This is a genomic window from Nocardia sp. No.11, from assembly GCF_038752175.1.
GTDB lineage: Bacteria > Actinomycetota > Actinomycetes > Mycobacteriales > Mycobacteriaceae > Nocardia > Nocardia canadensis.
Genome location: NZ_JBCGFB010000023.1, coordinates 1 through 20,789, shown reverse-complemented (window position 1 = coordinate 20,789; position 20,789 = coordinate 1). Strand labels below are relative to the sequence as shown.

The window sequence follows — 20,789 nt, the reverse complement described above, 5'->3', positions numbered from 1 at the left end:
GCCTACCGGCCGCCGGTCGCGCCCCACACGGTTCGCGCGCGACGTAGATCCAGGATGCCCGGTGCACCGACATCGGTCGACTGCGCCGCGATCTTCGCACGGAGTTCGGCCGGGTCGATCGGATTCACGGTGTGTCCCGCAGCCTCGAAGCGGCGGTTGCGCCGCGACTGAGCCGCCACCGCGTTCACCGGGACGTCGTCGAACGCGCGGCCGCCGGGGTGCACGACGTGATAGGTGCAGCCGCCGTGCGAGAGCCCGGTCGCCGCGTCGACCAGGTCGAACACCAGCGGCGCGTCCACGGTGATGGACGGGTGCAGCGAGTTCGGCGGCTGCCAGGCGCGATAGCGCACGCCGGCGACCTGCACGTCGGCCTTGTCGGTGGTCAGCAGCGGCACCGGCATGCCGTTGCAGGTCACCACGTATCGGCCGCGATCGGCGCCGACCACCCGCACCTGCAACCGCTCCACCGAGGAGTCGACGTAGCGGGCGGTGCCCTGACCGGTGGTCTGCTCACCGAGGGTCAGCCACGGTTCGATCGCGCCGCGCAGTTCCAGTTCGACATCGCCGATCACCGCGGTCCCGATCCGCGGGAACCGGAACTCGGTGAACGGGTCGAGCCAGCTGGTGTCGAAGTCGATGCCGTGCGCGCGCAGGTCGGCGGCCACCTCCGCGATATCGCTCATCAGGAAGTGCGGCAGCAGATAGCGGCCGTGCAGGTTGGCGCCGTGGCGCAGCAACGGCGCCCGGTAGGGCTGGTCCCAGAACATCGCGACCAGGCCACGCACCAGCAGCGACTGCACCATCGCCATCTGGAAGTGCGGCGGCATCTCGAAGCCGCGCAGTTCCAGCAGGCCGAGCCTGCCGCGCGCGGAATCGGGACTGTAGAGCTTGTCGATGCAGAACTCGGCGCGGTGGGTGTTGCCGGTGAGATCGGTCAGCAGGTGGCGCAGCGCGCGGTCGATATGCCAAGGAGCGGATTGGATCTCGGCCGGGGTGGCGTCGCCGATCGCCTGTTCGGCGGTGAGCCGGGCGATCTCGGCGAAGGCGATCTCCAGTTCGTAGAGCGCGTCCTCGCGGCCTTCGTCGGCGCGCGGCGCCTGCGAGGTCGGCCCGACGAAACGGCCCGCGAACAGGTACGACAAGGCCGGATGCCGCTGCCAGTAGGTCAACATCGACACCAGCAGATCGGGCCTGCGCAGCAGTGGCGAGCGCGCGGGCGTCACCCCGCCCAGGGTGATGTGATTGCCGCCGCCGGTGCCACCGTGGGTGCCGTCCACGTCGAACGACTCGGTGCTCAGCCTGGCCAGCCTGGCCTGCTCGTAGAGCGTGTCGAGCACCTCGGCCTGCTCGGCGAAGGAACTGGTCGGCATGATGTTCACCTCGATCACGCCGGGGTCAGGGGTGACCGAGAACGTCTGCAACAGTGGGTCGTTCGGCGGGGCATAGCCCTCGAGGACCACGGGCTGCCCGATCGCCACGGCGGCCGATTCGACCCGGGCGATCAGGTCGAGGAAGTCCGCCAGCTCGCTGACCGGCGGCAGGAACACATGCAACCGACCCTCGCGCACCTCGGCGACCAGCGCGGTCGTCGGCGTGAAATGCGCGGGCTCCACGGTCGCGGCTGGTTCGTCGCGCTCCGGGTCCAGCGGCCGCTGATACAGCGGATCGGCCTCGGGCAGCACCGGCGGCGACAGCCACGACACCGACCCGATCGGCAGCCGCAGGCCCGCGGGCGAATCACCGTCGGCGAGCACGATCCGGCCGGGGCCGTCCTCGTTGCGTCCCCGCCGCAACTGCCAATCGGCACTCGCCCAGCCCGCGCCGTCGGCCCGGCGATGAATCGGCAGCACGAAGGCGGCCGGTTCGTTGACGGCCTGATCCAGGCTCTCCACCAGCCGCTGCCGGACCTGCGGTGAATCCTGCTCGGGATCGATGTCGGCGGGCGGCGGATCACCGTACGGCGCGGACACGGTCGCGGCCAGGCGGGCCAGCGGGTCCTCGAAGGCTGGGCGCACCTGCCCGGCGGGCAACCCGAGCGTGTCGGCGACCCGCGCGATCAGCTCCCGCGCCGCATCGATATCGGCGGCCGGTTGCCGATCCGCCACCGCCCCGGCCGCATTCAGCGGCTGCGTCTCGGCAGGCCGGACCCCCGCCTTCTTCCGCGCCCGCTTTCCCTTCTTCTTGTCCTTCTGCTTCTTCCCCTTCACCGCCGGCGCCTCGTCCGACCCGACCGACTCGGTCACTCCAGCAGCCTCGCCCAGACCCCCGGACTCGGCCAGTTCAGCGGCCTCAGCCAACCCCGCAGCCTCAGCCTCTGGTGTGAGCTCGGCCGGTTCGGCGGGGGCGTCGGTGCGCGCGGGCCCGACCGGGATCGCGCGCTGGGAGATCGGGGTCCAGGGGTTGGTGAGGAGGTCCTGGCGGTGCCAGATCGGTTCGCCGTCGGCGCGCCAGGCGATGGCGATCTCCCAGCGCGGCAACGGTTCGCCGGGATACCACTTGCCCTGGCGGTACTGGACGATGCCGGTGGGCGCGTAGATCGAGCGCAGGCGGTCGGCCAGGTCGACGGCGCGCTCGCGTTTGTGTGGACCGTCGGCGTCGGTGGTCCACTGGGCGCTCATCTGATCGTCGATGGAGACGAAGGTGGGTTCGCCGCCCATGGTCAGGCCGACGTCGGCGGCGGCCATCCGCTTGTCGATGGCCGCGCCGGAAGCGGTGATCCGTTCCCACTGGGAATCGGTGTAGGGCAAGGTGACTCGTGGGTCCTCGTGCACCCGGCGCACCACATTGCTGAATTCGAGAGTGGCCTCGGTGATCCCGGTCGCGCCGGTGATCGGGGCGGCGGCACCGGGATGCGGGGTGGCCGCGAGCGGGATGTGCCCCTCTCCCGCGAACAGCCCGGAGGTGGGGTCCATGCCGATCCAGCCCGCGCCCGGCAGATACACCTCGGTCCAGGCGTGCAGGTCGGTGAAGTCGGCGCTGGGCCCCGATGGCCCGTCCAGCGACGGCGTATCCGAGGTCAACTGCACCAGGTAGCCCGAGACGAACCGGGCCGCCAGCCCGAGCTCGCGCAGGATGCCGACGAGCAGCCAGGCCGAGTCCCGGCAGGACCCCAGCTGGGTGCGCAGCGTGTGATCGGGCGACTGCACGCCCGGCTCCATCCGCACCGTGTAGTCGACGGTGTTGCGCAGCGCGTAGTTCAGCTCGACCAGGTAGTCGATCGAGCGGATCCGGCCCTGCGGGCGGTGCACCCGCACCCAGTCGTCGAGCAGCTCCCCCGGCCCCGAACCCGGCTCCCCCTCGTCGACCGGGCGCAGGTACGGCTCCAGGTCGGCGGCCAGCGCCGCCGGATAGGTGAACGGGAAGTACTCGGCGTAGTCCTCGACGAAGAAGTCGAACGGATTGACCACCTCGAGATCGGCGATCAACCCCACGGTGATCGACAATTCCTTGGTCGGTTCCGGAAACACCAGCCGCGCAACGAAATTGCCGAACGCGTCCTGCTGCCAGTTGATGTAGTGCGCGGCCGGCGACACCTGTAGCGAATACGCCTCGATCGGCGTCCGCGAATGCGGCGCCGGCCGCAGCCGCACCTCGTGCGGATGCACCTCGACGAGACGATCGAAGGAGTACGCGGTCCGGTGTTCGAGTGACACCTTGATGCCCATGCCCCCAGTTGACCACACACCACCGGCGCGGCGTGGCGTGACGAAACCGGAGTTTCCCGACGGGCATCAGGTCGAAACCCGCAGGCAACACTGCCGCACCAAAGGCTGCCGAACCAGCACGAACCGACCGACCCGTAGGCTGACCGGGTGAGCTACGACCACATCCTCCTGCCGTCCGGCGTCGCCACCTCCGTCGACGAAGTGGACGCGTATCTGGCTACCCAGGAAGGTCGGCCCGAGTCCGCGGAGATCGTCGAGATCGCGACCGAACTCAACGCCCGCAACGCCGAACTACCGGTGGACGACTCGTTCCTGAGCGTCGAATCGGTGGGCGGCGCGAACGGGACGACGCTCTACGTCCCCTCGCCGTACGACGCGATCGGCTTCGTCCGCCACCTGCTCTTCGACCTGGCCACCCCGCGCGGCTACGCGGTCTACGACCCGCAGCTGACCTGGCTGATCGACCCCGCCGGGCACGTGCCGATCGCCGTCACTCACGGCGGCGCGGGCGAATTCCCTTATCTCACCGAGGAATTGGCGCGGCGCTGGGTCGCCGGGCTGGCCGACCCGAACCCGTATCTCATCGTCGAGCGCGGCGAGCAGCGCTACATCCAGACCTACCGTGACCCGAGCGGGCCGTACACCCTGGAATACCGCGACGGCTCCCCGGACCAGCACTTCGGCGCCACGCTCGACGATCCGGCGCAGGTCGCCGACATCATCTGGGCCTGGACCACCGAGGACCCCGCCGCGGGCAAGGGCGTGGACTGGACCCGCGTCGAGTTCTGAGCGCTAGAGCGCCCGCCGGCCCGACAGGGCGCGGCCCAGGGTCAGCTCGTCGGCGAATTCGAGGTCACCGCCCATCGGCAGGCCCGAAGCCAGCCGGGTGACGGTGAGCCCGGGGAAATCGCGCAGCATGCGCACCAGGTAGGTGGCCGTCGCCTCACCCTCGGTGTTCGGGTCGGTCGCGATGATCACCTCGCTCACGTCGACGCCGTCGTCCTGATTGCCGATGCGGGTCAGCAGTTCCCTGATCCGCAGCTGATCGGGTCCGACGCCACTGAGCGGATCGAGCGCACCGCCGAGCACGTGGTAGCGACCACGGAACTCACGGGTGCGCTCGATCGCCTGTACGTCCTTGGGTTCCTCGACCACACAGATCATCGTGCGGTCGCGGCGCGGGTCGGCACAGATCCGGCACAGCTCTCCGTCGGCGACGGTGCCGCACGACACGCAGAACTGCACGCCGTCGCGCACCTTCTGCAACGCGGCCTGCAACCGGTCGATCTCCGGCGGCTCCACCTGCAACAGGTGGAAAGCGATGCGCTGTGCGCTCTTCGGACCGACGCCGGGCAGCTTGCCCAGTTCGTCGATCAGATCCTGAACCGGCCCCTCATACATCAGAAGTCGGGCAGACCGGGCAGCGAACCGCCACCGAGCCCCTGCGAGAGCGGGCCGAGACGCTCGGCGGCCAGCTTCTGCGCGTTGGCCATGGCGTCGTTGATCGCGCCGATGACCAGGTCCTGCAGGCCGTCGACATCGGACGGGTCGACGATCTTCGGGTCGATCGTCAGCGCGACGACCTCACCGCTCACCTTGATGGTCGCCGCGACCAGACCACCACCGGCCTGACCCTGCACCTCGGATTCGGCGAGCTCTGCCTGCGCCTGCATCACCGCCTGCTGCATCTGCTGGGCTTGGGCGAGCAGGGCCTGCATATCGAACTGACCACCATCGGGTTGCACAGCACGTCCTCTCCAGAAGTTTCGTCCGCGTCAAGCGTAGTCCTCACGCGCCGCCGGGATACTCCCACACCCGCCCCGGCGATGGCGCATACCGACCGTGCCGTTACCCGTGACCTGCCGGGTAACAGGTTGATTGCTGCCTGGTCGCAAGCGAACCCGCTCCAGATCGTTTGCCTAGGATCGAACGTGGTTCGGGACAGGGTTCGGCAATCCGAGGGAGAACTGATGAGTGTCATGCGCACGTCCCTGATCGCCACGGTGTTCGCCACCGTCGGCCTGCTCGTTCTGCCCACCTCGACCGCGTCGGCGGACTCGGGCGCGGAGGTCGTCGACTACGGCGGCGGCTGCGTCGTCGACCCCGGCAACTCCGCGGCGACCCTGGATTCGCTGCGCTTTCGCTGCAACGTCACCCAGCAGGATCAGATCTACCGCGACGCGCGGGCAGGCGCCGTGCCGACCGGCGTCACCAACGGCTGGCTGGCCCGGCCACCCCAATTCGCACCGATGGCGGCGGCGCTGTGGATCGGCAAGGTGTTCCGCACCGGACCCGACGGCGGCTCCCTGACCAACCGGGTGACCGGCGCGGGCATCGAGGCCTTCCCGGCCGATGTCTACCGGGCGCCGTCCATCCTCGACGGCGGCCCGGCCTGGGCCCTGAACTACGCGCCGTCGCCGACACCGCAGGTCTACGACGAGATCCGCGAGATCAGCCCGGGCGTCTGGTTCGGCTACTCGTGGTGGCGCGAAGGCGACTGGCCGCTGCTCGCGGCCTTCGTGCTCGCCCCCGCGTGAGTCGTTGTTGACCCTCCCCCCGCTGGAGGGTGTTGGCTGATCTCATGACAGCCACCGTGGCGATCGGCGAGTTCGCCCGCCTCACCCATCTGAGCGTCAAGACCCTGCGCTACTACCACGAGATCGAGTTGCTCGAGCCGGTCGCGGTGGACGCGGGCACGGGTTATCGACGGTATTCCACCGAGCAGGTGGACACGGCGCATCTGATCCGCAGGCTGCGCGATCTGGACATGCCGCTGCCCGACATCCGCACCGTGCTCGCCGCCGCCGAACCGGCCGACCGCGACGCCACCCTGCGCGCCCATCTGACCAGGATGGAAGCCGAATTGCAGCGGACCCGCGACGTGGTCGCCTCGCTGCGCGCGCTGCTCACCGTACCCGCGCCGCCCTTGCGGGTGGACTACCGGATCGAGCCAGCGTTCACCGCGCTCACCCTGACCGAATCGGTCGACCGCGACGCGATCGGGACATGGTGTGGCACCGCGTTCGAGCAGCTCTACACGAGCCTGCTCGCCGCGGGCGTGACGCCGGGTGGGGTCGCGGGCGCGACCTATTCGACCGAGTTCTTCACCGAGGCCACCGGCTCGGTCACGGCGTACGTGCCGCTGCCGCCCGGCGCGGACCCGACCCCGCCGAAGGGACTCGCGATCACCGAGTTCGCGGCCCGCCGCTTCGCCATCGCCGTGCACACGGGCGCGTTCGAGGACTTCGACCGCACCTACGGCGCGCTGGGCAGCCACGTCGCCGAGCACGACACCGTTCTTCCCGACGAACCGGTCCGCGAGCGCTATCTCGTCGGACCGGACATCACCGATAACCCGGCCGACTACCGCACCGAGGTGTGCTGGCCGATCACCGAAGGAGAGATCCGATGACCCTCGCCCTTGGCAATGTCACGTTCGACTGCAACAACGCGAACGCGCTGGCCGAGTTCTACGCCCAGCTGCTGGACCGTCCCGTCGACCCGGAAGCCTCCCCGTTCTTCGCCACCGTCGGCCAGACCTCGGGCACCTCGCCCGTGCTGATGTTCATCCAGGTGCCGGACAAGACGCCCGGCAAGAACGTGGTGCACCTGGACTTCCACGCCGTCCAATGGCGCGACTACGTCGAGCGCGCGATCAGCTTGGGCGCCAAGCATATCGGCGACTTCGACGAGTACGGCCAGCAGTGGGTCACCCTCGCCGACCCCGAAGGAAACCTCTTCGACATCGGCAAGGAATGAACATCGAGGAGGGCCGCACCGCGATCGACGCGGAACGGCCCTCCTCGATGTTCGCCCGGCTGGATCAGGCCAGCTCACGCTGGAGATTGCCCAGCACCTCGGCCTGGATCTTCTTCAGGCCCAGGGGCGCGAAGATGCCCTCGAAGATGCCCGACACGCCGCCCGCGCCGGTCCAGGTGGTGCGCAGGGTGACCTGCGAACCGGCGCCGTCCGGGGTGACGGTCCAGGTGTTGACCATCGAGGAGTTGGCGTCGCGCTCGGTGAGGATCGAGTCCGACACGGTGACGTTCGCGCGCACGTTGCGCGAACGCTTCTCGGTCGCCTGCAACGTCCACTCCACCACGGTGCCCGCGCCCTTGCCGCCCTCGACGACCTTGTAGTCGCGGTAGTGCGAGGAGAGGATGCGCGGACGGATCGTCTCGTAGTCGCCGATCGCTTCGAGCGTGCGCTGCGGATCCGCGGCGACGACGATCGAACTGCTGGCGCTGACCTGTCCCACTGTTGACTCCTTGTCGGGGTGCGATATCTCGACCGGGTTACATCCTGCCCTGCGCCTCACCGGATCGCCCGACCAGGTTGGGCGAAAGGGAAACATGTGCGTGACATTTCGACGTGGCGGGGTGGTATTCGGTAGCCCGACGGACACGGTCGTACTAGCGTCGAATGCGTGGCAGTGAGTCTTTTGGGTAGGGCCGGCCACGAACCGGCCGCACGCGAGTCTGGATATGCCGCGCACCGGGAGGGTGTGGAGCGACTGCTGGCAAGCTATCGCGCCATTCCACCCGGCGCCGTCGTCCGCTTGGCGAAGAAGACGTCCAACTTGTTCCGGGCCAGGGCGGCCAGCACCGCGCCCGGCCTCGATGTGTCGGGCCTCGGGCGGGTGATCGCGGTGGACCCGGAAGCGAGAACCGCCGATGTCGCGGGCATGACCACCTACGAAGACCTGGTGGCGGCCACGCTGCCGTACGGTCTCGCGCCGCTGGTCGTGCCGCAGCTCAAGACCATCACCCTGGGCGGTGCCGTCACCGGCCTCGGGATCGAGTCCACCTCGTTCCGCAACGGCCTTCCGCACGAATCCGTGCTGGAAATGGACGTGCTGACCGGTTCCGGTGAGATCGTCACGGTGAAACCCGAGGGCGAGACCGCCGATCTGTTCCGCGGGTTCCCCAACTCCTACGGCACGCTGGGCTACACGGTCCGGCTGAAGATCGAGCTCGAACCCGTCGAGCCGTATGTCGCGCTGCGCCACGTGCGCTTCCACGACCTGCGTGAACTCGAAGCCGAGCTCGAGCGCATCGTCACCGAGCGCAGTTACCAGGGCGAACGGGTCGACTACCTCGACGGCGTCGTGTTCACCGCGACCGAGAGCTATCTCACCCTGGGCAGGCAGACCGACGAGCCGGGCCCGGTCAGCGACTACACCGGGATGGACATCTACTACCGCTCGCTGCAGCACGCCGACGGCGTCAAGCGGGACCGGCTGACCATCCACGACTACCTCTGGCGCTGGGACACCGACTGGTTCTGGTGCTCACGCGCCTTCGGCACCCAGAACCCGAAGATCCGCCGGTTCTGGCCGAAGGCCTACCGACGCAGCAGTTTCTACTGGAAGCTGGTCGCCCTCGACCGCAAGTACCACATCGGTGACCGCTTGGAGGCCCGCAAGGGCAATCCACCGCAGGAGCGGGTGGTCCAGGACATCGAGGTACCGGTGCACCGCACCGCCGATTTCGTCGAATGGTTCCTGAAGGAAATACCGATCGAGCCGATCTGGTTGTGCCCGTTGCGGTTGCGCGAGACCGCCGGCGACCCGGCGGGCGACCGTCCGTGGCCGCTGTACCCGCTCGAACCGCGGCGCACCTATGTCAATGTCGGCTTCTGGTCGGCCGTCCCGAGCAAGCCCGGTCAGCCGGAGGGGGCGGCCAACCGCGCGATCGAGAAGATCGTGTCCGAATTCGACGGGCACAAGTCGCTGTACTCGGATTCCTACTACGCCGAGGACGAGTTCGCCGAGCTGTACGGCGGCGAGACCTATACCGAACTGAAGAACCGTTACGACCCGGACCAACGACTGCTGAATCTGTATTCGAAGGCGGTGCAACGCAAGTGACGACATTCAAGGACCGATCCGAGGTATTCGCCGAGCTGGGAACCCGGCTCACGATCGCCGAGGTCTTCGAGACGCTCATCGACGGCGAGATCCCGATCCGGCTGACCGCCTACGACGGCAGCGCGACCGGGCCGGCGGACTCGCCCTACACCCTCGACATCAAGACACCGCGCGGCATCAACTACCTGGCCTCGGCACCCGGCGACCTCGGCATGGCCCGCGCCTATATCGCCGGTGACATGGTCGCCGAGGGCGTGCACCCCGGCGACCCGTACAACATCCTCCAGGCCATGCAGGCGATGAAGTTCCATCGCCCCTCGGCGTTGTCGCTGGTCACCATCGCCCGCTCGCTCGGCTGGGAGCGGCTCAAGCCGATCGCGCCGCCGCCGCAGGAGACCCTGCCCCGCTGGCGCCGGATCGCGCTGGAGGGCCTACGTCACTCCAAGACCCGCGACGCCGAGGCGATCCACCACCACTACGACGTCTCGAACAAGTTCTACGAGTACGTCCTCGGTCCCTCCATGACCTACACCTGCGCGGTCTACGGCGAACCGGACTGGACCCTCGAACAGGCCCAGGAGAACAAGTACCGGCTGATCTTCGAGAAGCTGCGGCTGAAGGAAGGCGACCGGCTGCTCGACATCGGCTGCGGCTGGGGCGGCATGGTCCGCTACGCGGCCCGGCGCGGGGTCAAGGTCATCGGCGCCACCCTCTCGGCCGAGCAGGCCGCCTGGGCGCAGCAGAAGATCGAGGAAGAGGGCCTGGGCGAGTTCGCCGAGGTCAGGCACAGCGACTACCGCGACATCCCCGAGGGCGAGTTCGACGCGGTCTCCTCGATCGGTCTCACCGAGCACATCGGGGTGCACAACTACCCGTTCTACTTCGGCTACATCAAGGACAAGCTGCGCGACGGCGGCCTGTTCCTCAACCACTGCATCACCCGGCCGGACAACACCCGCACCACCAAGGCGGGCGATTTCATCGACCGCTATGTGTTCCCGGACGGCGAGCTGATCGGCTCGGGCCGGATCATCTCCGAGGTCCAGAACATCGGCCTCGAGGTGCTGCACGAGGAGAACCTGCGCGAGCACTACGCGCTCACCCTGCACGAATGGTGCAAGAACCTGGTGGAGAACTGGGACGCCTGCGTCGCCGAGGTCGGCGAGGGCACCGCGAAGGTGTGGGGCCTGTACATGGCGGGCTGCCGGCTCGGCTTCCAGCGCAATGTGGTGCAGCTGCATCACGTGCTGGGCGTGAAGCTCGACAAGAACGGCACCTGGGACGTCCCGCTGCGTCCGTGGTGGCAGCCGTAATCCGGTCCTGAGCTCGGGTGCGCGGGCGCGCACCCGAGCTTCGGCTCAGACCAGCAGTTCGTCGAGGAAGTGACCGGGCACCTCGGCGAGCAGGGGATGCGGCTGTCCCTCGTGCGATTGGGTGCGCAGCACGTGCAGCAAGCCGACGACACCGGGCCCCGCGTCGAGCAGTGGCCTGGTCCAGCCGAGGTCGGCGCAGGTGCGCAGCACCGGCAGGACCAGCCCGGTCGCCTCGCCGACCCAGCCCGCCGACGCCAGACACTCGGCGAGCAGCAGCGTGGCGTCCAGTTCGGCCCGGGGCCGGGACTGATCGAGCAGCCGCGCGTAGAGCACTCGGGCGTGCCGGGCGGCCCGGTCGTCGGCGCGCAGGCGTTGTTCGGCCAGCAGCGCCCTGATCTCGGCGAATTCGCGGGCCTCGGCGATGAGCACCGCCGCACCCGACTTGCTCCGCTTGCCGTTGCCCGACGGGTCGGCGGCGAATCGGTCGACTGCGTCACCGGCGGGCAGGCCCAGCCGCGACCGCTCGGCGCGGACCTGCGCGTCGAGCCGGGCCAGCCCGTTCGTCGCGGCCACCCGCGCACCCTCGTCCAGCCGCGCCGACGCCGTGTACTGGTCGCCGAGCGCGGCCTTCACCCGCGCACCGGTCACGAAGGTCGCGACCAGGAAGTCGACCGGCCCGACCCGGGTGACCAGCTCATGGCTCTCGTCGAGCAGCCGGTCGGCCAGGTCCAGGTCGCCGCGCCGGTAGGCGACCTCGCCCAGGAGCGCCGCGGCCACCCGCACGGCGTCCGAGCGCGGCCCGGCCCGGTCCCGCGCGGTGTCGTAGGCCAGCTCGAAACACGCGGTGGCGGTGGCGATGTCGAGTTGTTCGTAGGCGGCGTCACCGCGCGCGCACAGGCCGAAGACCGGGCCGAGCGGGTCCTTGGACCGCGCGTGATACTCGGCCGCCCAGTCCTGCATCTCGGTCGCGCCGGCGAAGTCGAACTCGCACAGCCGGACGAACGACACCAGGTTGGCCGCGGTCGAGACCGTCCACGCGGGCAGCTCGTCGGGGGTCGCCAGGCAGGCGGCGAGTTTGTCGGCCACGCCGTCGAGGTCGTCGTGGGCAACCTGGTCGGCGGCCTCGAGCACTGTTGCCGCGCAGCGCTGTTCGGCCAGTTCCGGTTCGCCGCCCGCACCGCGGGCCAGCAGATTCGACAGCCGGCCCAGTGCCGACCGCGCGGTGCTGGTCTCCTGCAGGTTCATGTTCGCCCGCGCCACCGCCATCAGCAGCTTGGAGCGGGAAGTCACCTGCTGCACCGGCAGTTTCGAGACGCTGCCGAGCAGCGTCGCCAGCCGGGACCGGTCGATCAGGTCCATGCCGCCGCTCTCCAGCAGATCGGCGGCCAGCTTGAGGTCGGTGGCGGCCAGCGCGTGGTCGACCGACTTGCGCAGCAGCTGGTGCTCGGCGTACCAGCGAGCCGCCTTGCGGTGCAGCACCTTCGCGCGTCCGGGGTGTTCGCGCTCGAGCCGGGCCCGCAGGTGCTCGGCGAACAGCGGCTGCATCCGGTACCACTCCGGGTCGTGCTCGATCCGGTGCAGGAACAGTTCGCGCTGTTCGGCCTGTTCGAGCATGGCCGCGCCGTCGGGCACGTCGGCGAGGACGGTGGCCAGCGAACCGCTGACCCGCTCGACCACCGAGATCGCCATCAGGAACTCCAGCAGTTCCGGCGCGATGCTGTCGAGGACGTTCTCGGCCAGGTACTCCCGCATGCCGTGGCCGCCCTCGGCCAGCGAGCTCAGCAGCTGGGTCGGGTCGGCCTTGCCGCGCAGGGTCAGGCTCACCAGCTGGATCGCGGCGGGCCAGCCCTCGGTGGCGGTGTGGATCTGCTCGACCTGCTCGTCGGTGAGCGCGAAGCCGTTGCGCTCCACCAGGATCTGCCGCGTCTCGGCCTCGGTGAGCCGCAGCTCCGCCGCGCCCAGTTCCACCAGTTCGTCGCGCACCCGCAGCCTGCTGATCGGCAGCCCGGACTGATCGCGGCTGGTCACCACGAAACGTACGTGGTGGCAGCCGTTGTCGAGCAACGCGGCCATCGCCCGGTGCACCCCGGGGTCGCGGACGCGGTGCCAGTCGTCGACGACGACGACCACGCTGCGATCGCTGGCGTGGATCTCATCGATCAGGGTCGCGATCACGAAGGCGGCCGCGTCGGCCGGACGCTCTTCGAGCACCTGCTCCAGACCGGCGCCGACATCGGGACGCACCCGGCGAATGGCCTCGATCAGGTGGGCCAGGAACCAGATCTCGCTGTCGTCGTCCTGGTCGATGCCGAGCCAGGCCACCGGGATGTCCCTGGCGACCAGGTCGGCCCGCCACTGGGCGGCCACCGTGCTCTTGCCGAATCCGGCGGGCGCGTGCACCAGCGCCAGCCGACGATTGCCGCCCGCACGCAGCACGTCGAGCAGCCGCTGGCGCGGAAACGGCTCGCGGGCCGGCGTCGGCGGCCGGAACTTGGTGGCCGCGGTGGGTGGCAGCGTGCCGGTGGGCCCGGTGCCACCGGTGCGCAGCGGGACCGAGGCGCCCGCGGGCTGGAGGGTCAACGGCCAGCTGCGCCGGGCGGTCACGGCCTTGAGCGCTTCCGGGGTGCCCGCGTCGATCTCGACGGGCTGGGTGTCGAGCAGAGCCATCTCGTCGGGCATCTGGCCGTGCGCGCGCTGCACCTCGCGCAGCATCTCGCCGAACTCGTAGGCCGAGGCGGGCCGGTCCCCCGGCTCCGGCGACATCGCCGACTCGATCACCGCGGCCACGTCGTCGGGGATGTCCTGAGCACGCAGGTCGGGCACCGGCTGGGTGGTGATCCGCAGGAACTGCGCGACGACCTTCTCGCCGGCCTGCCGTTCGAAGGCGGCGTGGCCGGTCAGCAGGGCGAACAGGGTCGCACCGAGCCCGTAGATATCGGACTGCACGGTCGGTTCCTGCCCCCTGAGCACCTCGGGCGCGGTGAACGCGGGCGAGCCGGTGATCAAGCTGCTCGAGGTCTGGAAGCCGCCGGGGATGCGGGCGATGCCGAAGTCGGTGAGCTGCGGTTCGCCGTACCCGCTGATCAGCACGTTCGCCGGTTTCACGTCCCGGTGCAGAATCCCCGCCCGGTGCGCGGATTCGATCGCCGCGGCCAGTTTCACCCCGGCGCGCAGGGTATCGGCCCAGGTCAGCGGGCCACGATCATGGATGAGACGTTCGAGCGACCCGCGCGAGCAGTACGGCATCACGATCAGCGGCAGCCCGGTCGCGGTCACGTCGACCTGCAGGATGTCGACGATGTTCGGATGGCCCGAGAGCCTGCCCATCGCCTGTTCCTCGCGCAGGAACCGCTCCCGGCTCTCCTCGTCGATCTCCGAGGACAGCACCTTCACCGCGACCACCCGGTCCAGCGCGGGTTGCAGACACCGGTAGACCACGCCGAATCCGCCGCGCCCGATCTCCTTGGCCCCGGTGAGGCCCATGGCGTCGAGCTCGGCGATGACGGTCTCGTCGACCTCGCCGGGAGCCTGCTGGCGCTGCGTGTTCGCTATGCGCGACTGCTGCGGATCCATGTGACCACCTCACACATCGAATCGGCGTCACCGGCGTATCGGTCGGCGTGGGACCTATCGGACGCGCGCCCGAATATCCGCACATATCCAAGCTAGCGCGATATGGCATCCATCGGGTGGAGATTCGATGCTGTGGCGGCCACGGTTGGCCGACACCGGAGTTGAGCGCAGCGCGAGCGCGGGCGGTGGGCGGTTCAGGCACAGTGTTGCGCATGAGTTCCTCGGTCGGCGATTCGTTCACTGTCGCCACGTTCAATGTCAATGGGATTCGCGCGGCGCGGCGTCGCGGGTTCGACACCTGGCTGCGTGCTCGGTCGGCCGATGTCGTCGCGCTGCAGGAACTGCGTTGTCCCGCCTCGGAAGTGGGGTCATTTCCGGGCTACTCGGCAGCTGTCGACGTCGGTTCCGTGGCCGGTCGGAACGGGGTGGCTGTGCTGACGAGAGTTCCCGCCGCCGCGGTGCGGACGTGGGTGACCCATCCCCCCAAGGCCCGCGGACTCGGCGAGTTCGCCACGCAAGGTCGCTACCTCGAGGTCGATCTGGCTGACCGCGCGGTGACGGTGGCCTGCCTCTATCTCCCGAAGGGCGGCCTGCCCGCGCAGCTGCAGCGTCCGGGCTCGATGCGTGAACAGCCCGATGGCGGTCTCAAATACGAGCGCAAGCACCGGTTTCTCGGGGCCTTCGCCCGGGAACTGCATCGGAACCGGCTCGCGGCGCGCGCGGCGGGACGCGAGTTCCTCCTCGTCGGAGACCTGAACATCGCCCATACCCAGCACGACGTGACCAACTGGCGTGCCGCGCGCACGATGGACGGCTTCCTGCCCGCCGACCGCGACTGGTTCAGCACGGTGCTGGGCACCCGCAGGCTCGTCGACGTGGTGCGGCAGGTGCACGGCGAGCGGCCGGGGCCGCTCACCTGGTGGAGTTGGGCGGGCCAGTCGTTCGTCAAGGACGTGGGCTGGCGGGTGGATCACCAGCTCGCGACACCGAAACTCGCCCGGCTGGCCACGGCCGTCGTCGCGGACAAGGAATCCTCACCCGACGAGCGGCTCTCCGACCACGCGCCGCTCGTGGTGACCTACGGCTGATTCGGCGCGAGCCGGCCTCATGCGGAAAGCCCGCCACCGCGAACGGTGACGGGCTTCCGGACCGGCCGGAGCCGGGTACTGCTTACTTGCGCAGCGAGGCCGGGACCTCGAAACGCGGGCCGAACTTCTTCGCCAGCTCGTCGGCGCGGGCCACGAAGGCCTCCTGGCCACCGGGGTAGCCCACGATGAACTGGTGCGAGCCGCCCGACCAGGCCGGGAAGCCGATGCCGAAGATCGAGCCGATGTTCGCGTCGGCGGTGCTGGTGAGCACGCCTTCGTCGAAGCACTTCTGGGTCTCGATGGCCTCGGCGAACATCATCCGGTCCTTGAGGTCCTGGAAGGTGACACCCTCCGGGAGCTCACGGCTGGAGTTGTAGAGCGAGCGCAGCTCGTCCCACAGGCCGGTGGCCTTGCCGTCGACGTAGTCGTAGAAGCCGGCGCCGCCCGCCTTGCCCTTGCGGTCGTACTTGCCGACCAGGGTGTCGAGCACCTCGGCGGTCTTCGCGGACGCGGCGTTGAGCTCGCCACCGGCCGCGAGGATGGCCTCGGCGGTCTCCTTGTAGATCTTCTGCATGGTGGTGAAGTTCAGCTCGTCGCTGAGCTTCAGCGGCGCGGCCGGGTAGCCCGCCTGCAGACCGGCCTGCTCGACGGTGGCCGGGTCGACACCCTCGGCGACCATGGAGATGGCCTCGTTGATGAAGGTACCGATCACGCGCGAGGTGAAGAAGCCACGGCTGTCGTTGACGACGATCGGGGTCTTCTTGATGGCGAGGGTGTAGTCGTACACCCGGGCCAGCGCCTCGTCGGAGGTCTTCTCGCCCTTGATGATCTCCACCAGCGGCATCTTGTCCACGGGGGAGAAGAAGTGGATACCGATGAAGTCCTCGGAGCGCTTCACACCGTCGGCCAGCAGGGTGATCGGCAGGGTGGAGGTGTTCGAGCCGAGCAGCGCGTCGGCGTCGACGATGTCCTCGATCTCCTGGAAGACCTTGTTCTTGAGCTCGGGGTTCTCGAACACGGCCTCGATCACGAAGTCGACACCGGCGAAGTCGGCGGCGTCCGCGGTCGGGTGGATGCGAGCCAGCAGCGCGTCGGACTTCTCCTGGGTGGTCTTGCCACGCGAGAGAGCCTTGGCCTCGATGGCCTCCGAGTACGCCTTGCCCTTCTGGGCGGCCTCGAGCTGCACGTCCTTGAGGACGACCTCGTAACCGGCCTTGGCGGAGACGTAGGCGATGCCCGCGCCCATCATGCCGGCGCCGATGACACCGATCTTCTTGATCTCACGCTTGGGCACGTCCTTCGGACGCGAGCCGCCACCGTTGATGTGGTTCAGGTCGAAGAAGAACGCCTGGATCATGTTCTTCGCGACCGGACCGGTCAGCAGGCTCGTGAAGTAACGGCCCTCGATGGTCAGCGCGTTGTCGATGTCGACCTGCGCGCCCTCGACCGCCGCGGCCATGATGGCGCGCGGGGCGGGCATGTTGGTGCCCTTGATCTGCTTGCGCAGGTTGGCCGGGAACGCGGGCAGGTTCGCCGCGAAGGCCGGGGTGGACGGGGTGCCACCGGGGATCTTGAAGCCCTTCTTGTCCCACGGCTGGGCAGCGTCGGGGTTGGCCGCGATCCACGCCTTGGCGGCGGGCAGCAGCTCCTCGACCGAGGACACGACCTCGTTGATCAGGCCGATTTCCTTGGCCTTGGTCACCCGGTGCCGCTGACCCTGCAGCAGCACCTGCATCAGCGCGTTCTGCAGGCCGAGCATGCGCACGGTGCGGGTCACGCCGCCGCCACCGGGCAGCAGGCCCAGGGAGACCTCAGGCAGGCCGATGGCCGAACCCTTGACGTCGGCCGCGACGCGGTAGTGGGTCGCCAGCGCGATCTCCAGGCCACCGCCGAGGGCGGCGCCGTTGATCGCGGCCACGACCGGCTTGCCGAGCTGCTCCAGGCGGCGCAGCGGGGCCTTCACGCCCTCGAGCATCGCCACGACCTCGGCCGCGTTGTCCGGGCCGACCTGCATCATGTTCTTCAGGTCGCCGCCGGCGAAGAAGGTCTTCTTGCCGGAGGTGATGACGACACCGGTGATGTCGTCCTTCTCCGCCTCCAGGCGATCAACGGTCGCGGCCATCGAGGTGATGTACGCGTCGTTCATGGTGTTGGCGCCCTGGCTGGGGTCGTCGATGGTGAGGACGACCACGCCGTCGGCGTCCTTCTCCCAGCCGATGATGTTGTCAGTCATAGTTTTTCGTTCTCTCCTATGAGAAGTGAAGTCGGCTGGGGATCAGACGCGCTCGATGATGGTGGCGACACCCATGCCGCCACCGATGCACAGGGTGACGAGGCCGTAGCGCGCGTTGCGGCGCTCCAGCTCGTCGACCACGGTGCCGGTGATCATCGCGCCGGTGGCACCCAGCGGGTGGCCCATGGCGATCGCGCCGCCGTTGACGTTCAGCTTCTCGTCCGGGACGTTGAGGTCCTTCTGGAACTTCAGCACCACGGAGGCGAACGCCTCGTTGATCTCGACGAGGTCCATGTCCTCGATCGTCAGGCCGGCCTTGGCCAGTGCCTTCTTCGCGGCCGGGGTGGGGCCGGTCAGCATGATGGTGGAGTCGGCACCGGAGGTGGCGGTCGCGACGACGCGGGCACGCGGGGTCAGACCCGAGTTCTTGCCCGCCTCCTCGGAACCGATCAGCACCAGGGCGGCGCCGTCGACGATGCCCGAGCTGTTGCCACCGTGGTGGACGTGGTTGATCTTCTCGATGTAGGTGTACTTCTGCAGCGCGACGGCGTCGAAGCCACCCATCTCACCGATGCCGGCGAAGGAGGGGTTCAGCTTGCCCAGGTCGGCGGCGGTGGTGCCGGGACGCATGTGCTCGTCGTTGTCGAGCACGACGAGGCCGTTCTGGTCCTTGACCGGAACGATCGACTTGGCGAAGTAGCCGCCGGTGGTGGCCTTGGCGGCCAGCTCCTGCGAACGCACCGCGTAGGCGTCGACGTCATCGCGGGAGAAGCCCTCGATGGTGGCGATCAGGTCGGCCGAGATGCCCTGCGGCACGAAGTAGCCGTCGTAGTTGGTGGCCGGGTCCAGCGCCCAGGCGCCGCCGTCGGAGCCCATCGGCACGCGCGACATGGACTCGACACCACCGGCGAGGACGAGGTCGTCGAAGCCGGAGCGAACCTTCTGCGCAGCCAGGTTCACGGCCTCGAGGCCGGAAGCACAGAAGCGGTTGAGCTGGAAGCCACCGACGGTGTCGGGCAGACCCGCGATGGTGACCGCGGTGCGGGCGATGTCCATGCCCTGGTCACCGACGGGGGTGACGACACCGAGGATGAGGTCCGAGATCTGGTCCTCGTCGAGGTTGGGGAAGCGGCCACGCAGCTCCTGGATCAGACCAACAGTCAGATCGATCGGCTTGACCGAGTGCAGCGAGCCGTTCTTCTTGCCGCGGCCGCGCGGAGTGCGGATGGCCTCGTAGATGTAGGCCTCTGTGGTCATATCGGAGTGTTTCCTTCCTTGGGGTGCGGTGGCCGCACGAACGCCACGACCAACTGTCTCGACGCCGTACAAATCCGGCAGCACCAGCGGAGCATAGAGCCATGCTCCATCCGGCGATTCCGGCCACCCGTTCATACTACCGTGGTGTGCGAACTCCGGTTAACTTAACGTGGTCCAGCCGGTGGCTGTCAACCATCCAGACTCTTCGCTCCGAGCTCGTCTCGCAGCAACGCCAGAGCGACCTCGTCCGGGTCCTGCCGATCTCCGGGCGCCACCGGCTCCGCGGCGGCGGCCAGCATCTCCTGCTCCTCTTCCGGCGTCGGGGGCGCCAGCACCGCGTCACCCGGCCTGGCACCGCGCCCGGAATCGCCACCGGACCGGCTCGACTCGGCCCCATACCCCTCGTCGGGACCGGGGTCGTCGGGTAGGTCGGGGAAATCGGGCGGCGGGATGTCGTCGTCGGCGGCCGACTTGGCCTGACCCGACGCGCCCGCCTGCTGACCGCCGCCGGCCTGGCTCGGCCGGGAGAATTTGGGACGGCCCGCCGGTTTCGCCTCGCCCTGACCGGTACCGCGCGCCGCGCTCGCCGACTTCGCCGCCGGACGCGGCGCGGGCGCACCCGTCTCCCAGCGCACATCCAGCTCGCGACCGAGCACCGCGCGCACCGCCGACCGCACCGCGTCGATATTGCGCGGATCCGACAGCCGCTGCGCCAACGGCGGGCTCTGATGCGCGAACACGATCACGTCGCCCTCGGCCCGCGACACCGCCGCCCCCGACAACAGGGCCTGCAAGGTCGGCCCGAATTCCCGCACCTTCCCCTTGATCTCCGCCCAGGCTCCGTCGACCAGCGCGACAAGATCCTCCGCCGATGCGGCCGGTGACTGCGATGCGGAGGGCTGCTGCGATGCGGCCGGCTGCTGCGAAGCAGAGGCGGCGGGTCGCTGCGGAGCGGAGGCGGGCTCCTGGCGCGGCGCCGCAGTCTGCGGTCCTGTGGATTCGTGCGGAGACACGACGCTCTGCGCGGGCGCCTGACGCGGCGGCACTTCCGGCATCACCGCGGGCGCTTGGCCAGCCGGTTCCGTACCAGCGACCGATGCGGGAGAAACCGCCGACTGCGGGGCCGTGACCTGGTGCGGAGCCACGTGTTGCGGAGCGGCCTGTTGTGGAGCGGCCTGTTCGCGCGCAGCCGCCGGACGCGGCGTATCGTCAGCGACCTGCTCGATGTCGCGCGACGGTGACGCGCCTGCGGGAGCGGCCGCGCCCGAGCGCGAAACAGCCTGTGCCGCCTCACCTTCTACGCCAGGGATGGGCGCCTCGCCCTGCGTCAACACGACTGCCCCGCCGTCAGCAACCAAAGCCGCACCCGAATGCGACTGCGCGGCAGAACCTTCCACAGCGGCGCCACCGATCGCCGGACCCGGCTGACCTGCGGCAGAACCCTGCTCCTCGTCCGAGCTCGGCGGTGCGGCCGCCACACTCTGCCGCCCAGCCGACGCGGATTCCGCACTCTTCCGGTCAGCCGACGCGGCTGCCACGTTCTGCCGGTCAGCCGACGCGGGTGCCGCACTCTGCTGCCCAGCTGGTGCGGGCGCCGCACTCTGCTGCCCAGCCGGTGCGGGCGCCACATTCTGCTGCGCAGGAGCCTGGGCCGTGGACTCGAACGCGACTGGGCCGCCCGCGGCGGGGCGCTCACGGTGGGGCGTGGCCGAACCGCCTGCGGCCGCTTCCTTTTCGGCGCGGGCGGCGGCCAGGAGCTCGGCGCCTCGGCGACGGCTCTCGGCGCCCGCG

The 20,789-nt window shown here is 69.3% G+C and carries 15 protein-coding genes and 1 pseudogene; 7 read left to right on the top strand and 9 right to left on the bottom strand.

Features of this window, described 5'->3' with window-relative positions; all coding sequences use genetic code 11:
• Positions 1-2: 2 nt before the first annotated feature.
• Positions 3-2,105, bottom strand: a complete 2,103-nt coding sequence (locus V8688_RS09980; protein ID WP_342800685.1) for a transglutaminase family protein — start codon at positions 2,103-2,105, stop codon at positions 3-5.
• Positions 2,106-2,456: 351 nt separating this feature from the next.
• A pseudogene (locus V8688_RS09975) lies at positions 2,457-3,665 on the bottom strand (transglutaminase family protein); the annotation flags it as partial.
• A gap of 147 nt (positions 3,666-3,812) precedes the next feature.
• Here V8688_RS09975 and V8688_RS09970 point away from each other — a divergent pair.
• Positions 3,813-4,454 (top strand): hypothetical protein, encoded by a 642-nt coding sequence (locus V8688_RS09970; RefSeq protein ID WP_218721326.1) that lies wholly within the window; start codon positions 3,813-3,815, stop codon positions 4,452-4,454.
• Positions 4,455-4,457: 3 nt separating this feature from the next.
• Here the strand turns inward: V8688_RS09970 and recR are convergent, their stop codons facing one another.
• Positions 4,458-5,066, bottom strand: coding sequence for a recombination mediator RecR (gene recR, locus V8688_RS09965; protein WP_019044526.1), 609 nt, complete (start codon positions 5,064-5,066; stop codon positions 4,458-4,460).
• A complete protein-coding gene (locus V8688_RS09960) occupies positions 5,066-5,410 on the bottom strand; it encodes a YbaB/EbfC family nucleoid-associated protein (protein ID WP_218721325.1) in 345 nt (114 codons plus the stop codon). The genes recR and V8688_RS09960 overlap by 1 nt, the downstream gene beginning before the upstream one ends.
• Positions 5,411-5,635: 225 nt before the next feature.
• Between V8688_RS09960 and V8688_RS09955 the strand changes: the two genes are divergently transcribed.
• Genes V8688_RS09955 through V8688_RS09945 form a run of 3 tightly spaced genes read left to right on the top strand, consistent with a single transcriptional unit; the run spans position 5,636 to position 7,424 of the window.
• Positions 5,636-6,202, top strand: coding sequence for a hypothetical protein (locus tag V8688_RS09955; protein WP_342800672.1), 567 nt, complete (start codon positions 5,636-5,638; stop codon positions 6,200-6,202).
• A gap of 44 nt (positions 6,203-6,246) precedes the next feature.
• Entirely contained in the window at positions 6,247-7,077 is an 831-nt protein-coding gene (locus tag V8688_RS09950; protein WP_218721323.1) for a MerR family transcriptional regulator, read from the top strand.
• On the top strand, positions 7,074-7,424 hold the full coding sequence (locus V8688_RS09945; RefSeq protein WP_218721322.1) for a VOC family protein: 351 nt from the start codon (positions 7,074-7,076) through the stop codon (positions 7,422-7,424). Before V8688_RS09950 ends, V8688_RS09945 begins: the two co-directional genes overlap by 4 nt.
• Positions 7,425-7,488: 64 nt before the next feature.
• Here the strand turns inward: V8688_RS09945 and V8688_RS09940 are convergent, their stop codons facing one another.
• On the bottom strand, positions 7,489-7,923 hold the full coding sequence (locus tag V8688_RS09940; protein ID WP_218721321.1) for an SRPBCC family protein: 435 nt from the start codon (positions 7,921-7,923) through the stop codon (positions 7,489-7,491).
• A gap of 174 nt (positions 7,924-8,097) precedes the next feature.
• On the opposite strand from V8688_RS09940, the gene V8688_RS09935 reads away from it, so the two are divergent.
• Positions 8,098-9,534 (top strand): FAD-binding oxidoreductase, encoded by a 1,437-nt coding sequence (locus V8688_RS09935; protein WP_218721350.1) that lies wholly within the window; start codon positions 8,098-8,100, stop codon positions 9,532-9,534.
• Positions 9,531-10,847 (top strand): class I SAM-dependent methyltransferase, encoded by a 1,317-nt coding sequence (locus V8688_RS09930; protein WP_342800671.1) that lies wholly within the window; start codon positions 9,531-9,533, stop codon positions 10,845-10,847. Before V8688_RS09935 ends, V8688_RS09930 begins: the two co-directional genes overlap by 4 nt.
• 45 nt (positions 10,848-10,892) lie before the next feature.
• Here V8688_RS09930 and V8688_RS09925 read toward each other — a convergent pair whose 3' ends face one another.
• The gene (locus V8688_RS09925) at positions 10,893-14,420 is read right to left on the bottom strand and encodes a protein kinase (RefSeq protein WP_342800670.1); all 3,528 of its coding nucleotides are present in this window, start codon (positions 14,418-14,420) and stop codon (positions 10,893-10,895) included.
• 212 nt (positions 14,421-14,632) lie between these two features.
• On the opposite strand from V8688_RS09925, the gene V8688_RS09920 reads away from it, so the two are divergent.
• Positions 14,633-15,508 (top strand): exodeoxyribonuclease III, encoded by an 876-nt coding sequence (locus V8688_RS09920; RefSeq protein WP_342800669.1) that lies wholly within the window; start codon positions 14,633-14,635, stop codon positions 15,506-15,508.
• A gap of 82 nt (positions 15,509-15,590) precedes the next feature.
• Here the strand turns inward: V8688_RS09920 and V8688_RS09915 are convergent, their stop codons facing one another.
• From V8688_RS09915 to V8688_RS09905, 3 genes are all read right to left on the bottom strand, one after another.
• Positions 15,591-17,741 carry a 3-hydroxyacyl-CoA dehydrogenase NAD-binding domain-containing protein gene (locus V8688_RS09915; protein ID WP_218721317.1) on the bottom strand — a complete coding sequence of 717 codons (2,151 nt, stop codon included), beginning with the start codon at positions 17,739-17,741 and terminating at the stop codon, positions 15,591-15,593.
• A 42-nt stretch (positions 17,742-17,783) separates the two neighbouring features.
• Positions 17,784-18,998 carry an acetyl-CoA C-acetyltransferase gene (locus V8688_RS09910; protein ID WP_218721316.1) on the bottom strand — a complete coding sequence of 405 codons (1,215 nt, stop codon included), beginning with the start codon at positions 18,996-18,998 and terminating at the stop codon, positions 17,784-17,786.
• Positions 18,999-19,186: 188 nt separating this feature from the next.
• Positions 19,187-19,813 (bottom strand): DNA polymerase III subunit gamma/tau, encoded by a 627-nt coding sequence (locus V8688_RS09905; RefSeq protein WP_342800668.1) that lies wholly within the window; start codon positions 19,811-19,813, stop codon positions 19,187-19,189.
• Positions 19,814-20,789: the final 976 nt, after the last annotated feature.

What these genes read in the sequence shown, in the direction of transcription:
- V8688_RS09910 (WP_218721316.1), bottom strand. Translation starts at nt 18,998, where the DNA reads ATGACCACAGAGGCCTACATCTACGAGGCCATCCGCACTCCGCGCGGC.
- V8688_RS09955 (WP_342800672.1), top strand. Translation starts at nt 5,636, where the DNA reads ATGAGTGTCATGCGCACGTCCCTGATCGCCACGGTGTTCGCCACCGTC.
- V8688_RS09920 (WP_342800669.1), top strand. Translation starts at nt 14,633, where the DNA reads ATGAGTTCCTCGGTCGGCGATTCGTTCACTGTCGCCACGTTCAATGTC.
- V8688_RS09945 (WP_218721322.1), top strand. Translation starts at nt 7,074, where the DNA reads ATGACCCTCGCCCTTGGCAATGTCACGTTCGACTGCAACAACGCGAAC.
- recR (WP_019044526.1), bottom strand. Translation starts at nt 5,066, where the DNA reads ATGTATGAGGGGCCGGTTCAGGATCTGATCGACGAACTGGGCAAGCTG.
- V8688_RS09925 (WP_342800670.1), bottom strand. Translation starts at nt 14,420, where the DNA reads ATGGATCCGCAGCAGTCGCGCATAGCGAACACGCAGCGCCAGCAGGCT.
- V8688_RS09950 (WP_218721323.1), top strand. Translation starts at nt 6,247, where the DNA reads ATGACAGCCACCGTGGCGATCGGCGAGTTCGCCCGCCTCACCCATCTG.
- V8688_RS09915 (WP_218721317.1), bottom strand. Translation starts at nt 17,741, where the DNA reads ATGACTGACAACATCATCGGCTGGGAGAAGGACGCCGACGGCGTGGTC.